Origin of the sequence: Synechococcus sp. H60.3 (genome assembly GCF_047462295.1) — a bacterium.
Classification (GTDB): domain Bacteria; phylum Cyanobacteriota; class Cyanobacteriia; order Thermostichales; family Thermostichaceae; genus Thermostichus.
In genome coordinates, this window is sequence record NZ_JANSIY010000052.1 from 1 (window position 1) to 5,364 (window position 5,364).

Genomic DNA, 5,364 nt, shown 5'->3' on the forward strand with positions numbered 1-5,364 from the left:
TAGCATGAAACATCACACGCTCGCACGGATAAGAAAGACAGCACTTCATCCCCATAGCTAAAGCTAGGGGCCTTCGCGCATCGCTTTCCGGCTAAATGAAAGGGACAGCCTGGGGCAGAGGTTCGGTCTCAATGGGCTGTCCCCACCATTACCTACAATATCTAGTGTCTCAAACCCTTTAGCTGCCTATTTTCCCCCAATATACAGGTGAAAATTTGCTGGCTATCGACCAGCTTCCCTTGTCCTTTACCTTGGAGATAGTTGAAGGAGGAGATCTGTGCCCCTTTTTGGAAAGCTGTGGTACATTCGAGGGAGGCCAGAGCTGAGCCTTTCCGAGAAGCAGGCTAAAGGCTTTTTGGAGCAAAGCAAAGGGCTCTGCTGCAATGGCTTAAGTTTGTAGGGCTGCTGGCTTTTTCTCATCTTGATTGTCTGAGGTTCTCTGGTTTTGTTTGCTCTAGTCTTAGACTTGTTGGGGATGGCCACTTTCTAGAGGATTTGCGATGGTTGGTTAGCTGTTGTTGAGCATTACTTCTAATTGCTTCTTGCCTGTTGTCAATCCGCTTGCTCCTCAAGACCGACTGCCCATGACAGACACTCGTCCTTGTGCACCCTGTATCGTAGATAGCGGAATTTTGGTTAATAAGCGGGATATTTACCGTCTCCTAGCGGATCTGGGGCGGGTTCGCTACTTCGATATCGTCGATGGTTGGGTGCGAAAGCAGGGGGAGGGCTATGTGATGGAGGTGTTTCAGGATGCAACGGCGGCTACCTTGGTGGCCAATCGCAGCCTTTACCTAAACCTCAACAGCTTCGACTACGCCTGCTTGCGGGATCCCTCCCCCTCGGAGGTGGCAGGCATGGAGGGGGAACGGCCCAGCGTGGTGATTGATCTGGTTCAGGAGAGCCGCATCTTGCGTTTGGTGCCTCTGTCAGATCCGCTATCGGATCCCGCGCAGTTGTGGGCGGACACTCAGGCGTTGCAGGCGGCAGCGGCGGACGCTTTGGGGGCGGGCTGGAGCCTAGAAGAGGAAGACAGTTCTTGCGACCCGCTGGATTGAAAGGACTCAAAAAAACAGGCCGCCAGACTCGTCTTCGCTCACTCTTAAGGTTACTGTTATTTCAGCTTGCGTCGGGCACTGAAGGTGCTGGGAGTCGAGTGGAACAGTACCTTTGGGTAAAAGGAAACTACCCCGCAAGAGGAAACACTTGGGGAAATGAGCACGGCTCCTAGCGTAGTGACAGGTGGTGAATAGGGGTTAGTAACTGGTGACGAGTCACTAATCACTAGCCACTAGTTAGTTAAGTGCTGTTGTGGAACCAGGAACAAGAATCCTCGCCCTTTAGGGCTGGGGAGTATGTTCATTAGCGAGTTGGCTGAGACATTTCCTAGGCGTTTGCCATCGGTTGGGTTTTTCACCGTTTTGGGTGCTTGTCTAGGAATGGCATGCCTCGTCAACAGCTATACCATTGGCAAGCAACTGAGGATCCAGAGGGGTTTCCCCAGCCTCCTAGAGATCACCCATTGGGAATGGGTATGGGTGGCAGAGCCTAGGGCAAATCCTGCTCGGCAAATGCGGGCAACCGCTATGATCCGTCTGGGCTGTGGGGCCTTTGGAGGCAGTGTGAAGGGTTTTCGGAAGCTTGGGGGGAGAACGTGGAGCTTGCGCCTGCTCGGATCCCTGATAGCTGTACTACTGCTACTGCTGCTCAAAGCGTGCGGGGGAGGGGGTGGTTTCCCCCCTTCTTCTCCTCCGACTGCCGTTCCCACCCTTTTGCCTTCACCGATAACTGCCCCTGTTTCTCAGTTCACCATTGACGTTCGTTTTCCCGACAACAGCCTCACTCCCAGCCAGCAAGCCATTGTCCGCAGCGCGGCCTTGAGGTGGCAGGAGATCATCGTCGGGGATCAGCCGGATCTACGGCCCACCAACATCCGGGCCGGCGAGTGTGGTGCGGGGGCTCCCAACACGCCGCTCGATTTCCCTATCGACGATCTATTGGTGGAGGTGCGGGCAAGAGACCTGGGCGACGAGCGGATTTTGGGGGGAGCGGCTCCCTGTTTTGTGCGGGCCTCCAATGGCCTGCCTTTCTACTCTGTGGTTGTGTTCAACAGCCGAAACCTCTCGGCTTTGGAAGAGCGGGGCGACCTGCCCATTACTGCCCTGCACGAGTTGGGCCATGCGCTTGGCTTTTTGCCCAGCGTCTGGGATCCCAAGGGGCTGACGGTGGGCTTGGTGGGGCGGGATCAGCCGACGCCGCCGGGCTATGACCCCCGCTTTATTGGCCCGCGGGCGGTTGCCGCTTTTACCACGTTGGGGGGGAATGCCCCTTCTGTTCCCTTAGAGAACCAATTTGGGGAGGGAACCCGCGATTCCCACTGGCGGGAGAGCGTCTTGGGTCGGGAGCTGATGACCAGCCGCCTCGACCGGGGGGTGCCCAATCCCTTAAGCATCCTTACGGTGGGAGCGATGGCAGATATGGGCTACGCAGTGAACCCGGCGGCAGCCGATGGCTTTGAGCTGGGGCGCAGCCGGCCCATCTCGGAACCCCTGGAGCTGCAGGAGCTGGAGCTGGCCCTACCGCTGCGGCGCTTCGATGCCACAGGCAGACCGGTGGGGGATCCCTGAGGTTGAAAAAAGCATATCTACCTATAGCCAAGCTGCCCGTTCTTAACAATAATGAGTGGCCAGTTGCAGAACGTTACGACATCGGCAAAATGGGCATTCTCAAAAAGCTGTTCGGCGGTCTTTTTTCCTTCTTTGGCATTCTCTTCGGCGGTCTGGTGGATTTTGTAACTGGGCCTTTTCGCTCGGCGCCTGGACAATCCGCTCCAAGCCAGTCGGCAACTTCCTCTAACTCTGCGGCAACGGCTGCGCCTGCCAAGCCCAAAGTGGTGGTCGAAAGGCCCTTTGTGCCCAACGAGATCCCGGCTCCGCGTCCTAACCGTCGCCCTGGCCCAGCTCTAGATCTGTTCCGCGCCATGGCCCAAGAGATCCCGTCGGCGCGGGCCTAGCTTGCCCTGCTTTTGGGGAGCAGCTCGTAAGATGGAGATGGCCCTGTATTCTGGAGACTGCTCCCTATGTCGGATCTTTCTTTCTCAGAACAAGAACGGCTAAAACAGCTTGAGCGCGAACTGGAGCAGGCGGCTGCGGCCTCTGGGGCACTGAGCTCGTCTCAGGGGAAAAATGCCGTTCGCACTTGGGCTGAGTGGGGGCGTCCACTGCTGACGGTTTTGGCCATTTTGGGCTGTATCTTGCTGGTGGGGCTGGTCTTCCGGGTTTTCACCACTGTTCTCAAGTGGGCGGTGGTGGTGGGGCTGGGCTACCTGCTCTACGTCTGGGTGGTGGCGCCACGGCTGGGCCTTCCCACCGGAGCGAGGCCAAAGGCAGAAGACAGGGATCTGGACAGCTTTTGATGCGCAGGGATCCCTGGCGGGCCCGCGCCTACCTGGCAGCGGCTATCTTGGGCTGGGCCACGGCGGCCAGTGCCTTTAAGTTGGGGTTGCAGCACCTCTCACCGACGGTCTTGCTGATTTTTTCGGCGTGTAGCTCCTGCCTAATCTTGGGGATGGTTCTGGTGGTAACAGGGCGGGCGCCTCTTATTGCCCAACAGAAGGGATCCCAAATTGGCCTGTCGGCGCTGCAGGGGCTGCTCAACCCGTTTGGCTACTACGGGGTGCTCTTCCAAGCCTATGATCGCCTCTCGGCCCAGGCGGCACTGGCTTTAAATTACACCTGGCCGCTGCTGCTGGCTCTCTTGGCGGTGCCGCTGTTGGGGGAGCGCCTGCGCGGGCGGCTGCTGCTGGCTTTGGGAACGAGCCTGGTGGGGGTGGTGCTGGTGGCCACGGGGGGCTCCTGGGGCACCCTGCAAGTGGAGGATCCCTGGGGAGTGGGACTGGCGGTGGGCAGCGCCGCTATTTGGGCCCTCTACTGGCTGCTCAATGTGCGGGATGGACGGGATGCCGTGCTGAAGTTGTTCCTGGGGTTTGTCTTCGGCAGCGGCTATTGCCTGGCGCTATTGCCGTTGCAGGAGCTGAGGTGGACTCTAGCAGGGCTGGGCTGGGCGGCCTACATCGGCTTGGCGGAGATGGGCCTGACTTTTGTGTTCTGGCTGCGGGCGCTGGAGCTGGCGGACGAGCGCGGATCCCTGGCCAATTGGGTCTATGTCACGCCATTCCTGTCGCTGGGGTTGATCGCGGTGCTGTTGCAGGAGCCGATCGCGCCAGGATCGCTGCTGGGCCTGGGCCTCATCTTGGCCAGCAACCTCTGGGGATCCCGGCGGGAAAAGTCTCAGCCTGTGCTTTCCTAAGGCTATGGCGGTGAATCCAGTTCCTCTCTATGTGGCGGCAACGGCCCATGGGTTTGGTCACGTCACCCGGCTGACGGCGGTGGTGAACACTTTGCGGCGGCGGGAGCCGCAGATCCTGCCCATTTGGGTGACGCCGGCTCCCGCTTGGCTGCTGGAGCGCTACGGGGAAGGGGAGTTTCTGCATCGGCCCCGCGCTTTGGACGTGGGGGTGGTGCAGCCGGATGGGCTGCAGGCGGATCTGCCGGCGACGTTAGCGGCCCTGCGGGCGTTCCAAGCGGGGTCTGCCGACCTCATCCGAGAAGAGGCGGAGTTCATTCGCAGCCAGGGGGTGCCGTTGCTGCTAGGGGATGTGCCGCCGCTTGCTGCTGCTATTGCCGAGGCTGCCGGGATCCCCTGCTGGATGGCCAGTAACTTCGGCTGGGACTTTATCTATCAAGAGTACGGCCCCCAGTTTCAGCCCTTTGTAAGCTGGATCCGCGAGCTGTACGGGCGCTGCCAGCGGCTGTTTCGCCTGCCCTTTGCTGAGCCTATGGGCGCCTTTCCCCACCAGGAACCCGTGGGGTTGACGGGGTCGGATCCCCGCTACTTGGCCGGGGAGGTGGCTCAGCGCCTAGGACTGGAGCGGGAGCGGCCCACGGTTTTGTTAACCTTTGGCGGGCTAGGGCTGCAGGGCTTGCCCTACGAGCGGCTTTTGGATTTTCCCGACTGGCAGTTTCTCACCTTCGACCCCAAGGCTCCCCCTTTGCCCAACCTGCAGGTTTTGGACGGGCAGAGGTGGCGCCCGGTGGATGTCATGCCCCTCTGCCGCTGGGTGGTGTCCAAGCCGGGCTATGGCACCCTAGCGGAGGCGCTGCGCTGTGGGATCCCCATGGCCTGTGTCAACCGTTCCAGCTTTGCCGAGTCGCCCCTCTTGGTGGAGGGATTGCGGCGCTACGGCTGGCATCGTATCCTCTCGCCGGAAGAGTTCTTTGCGGGATCCTGGGACTTCTTGCGGGATCCCCCTCACCCACCCCAGGCGTCGGAGGAGCTGGATCGCAAGGGCAATGAGGCCATTGC

The 5,364-nt window shown here is 59.8% G+C and carries 6 protein-coding genes; all 6 read left to right on the forward strand.

Going from position 1 to position 5,364, the window contains the following annotated elements; translation table 11 throughout:
* Positions 1-632 precede the first annotated feature (632 nt).
* On the forward strand, positions 633-1,058 hold the full coding sequence (locus tag NW841_RS07215; protein WP_414377615.1) for a hypothetical protein: 426 nt from the start codon (positions 633-635) through the stop codon (positions 1,056-1,058).
* A 714-nt stretch (positions 1,059-1,772) separates the two neighbouring features.
* Entirely contained in the window at positions 1,773-2,627 is an 855-nt protein-coding gene (locus NW841_RS07220; RefSeq protein WP_414385965.1) for a leishmanolysin-related zinc metalloendopeptidase, read from the forward strand.
* A gap of 2 nt (positions 2,628-2,629) precedes the next feature.
* Positions 2,630-3,013 carry a hypothetical protein gene (locus NW841_RS07225; RefSeq protein WP_414332533.1) on the forward strand — a complete coding sequence of 128 codons (384 nt, stop codon included), beginning with the start codon at positions 2,630-2,632 and terminating at the stop codon, positions 3,011-3,013.
* 66 nt (positions 3,014-3,079) lie between these two features.
* Positions 3,080-3,415, forward strand: coding sequence for a hypothetical protein (locus NW841_RS07230; protein WP_414337085.1), 336 nt, complete (start codon positions 3,080-3,082; stop codon positions 3,413-3,415).
* Positions 3,415-4,308, forward strand: a complete 894-nt coding sequence (locus NW841_RS07235) for a DMT family transporter (protein WP_414385966.1) — start codon at positions 3,415-3,417, stop codon at positions 4,306-4,308. The genes NW841_RS07230 and NW841_RS07235 overlap by 1 nt, the downstream gene beginning before the upstream one ends.
* A 4-nt stretch (positions 4,309-4,312) precedes the next feature.
* Positions 4,313-5,364, forward strand: a 1,052-nt coding sequence (locus NW841_RS07240) for a glycosyl transferase (protein WP_414385967.1), incomplete at its 3' end; no start/stop codon positions are given.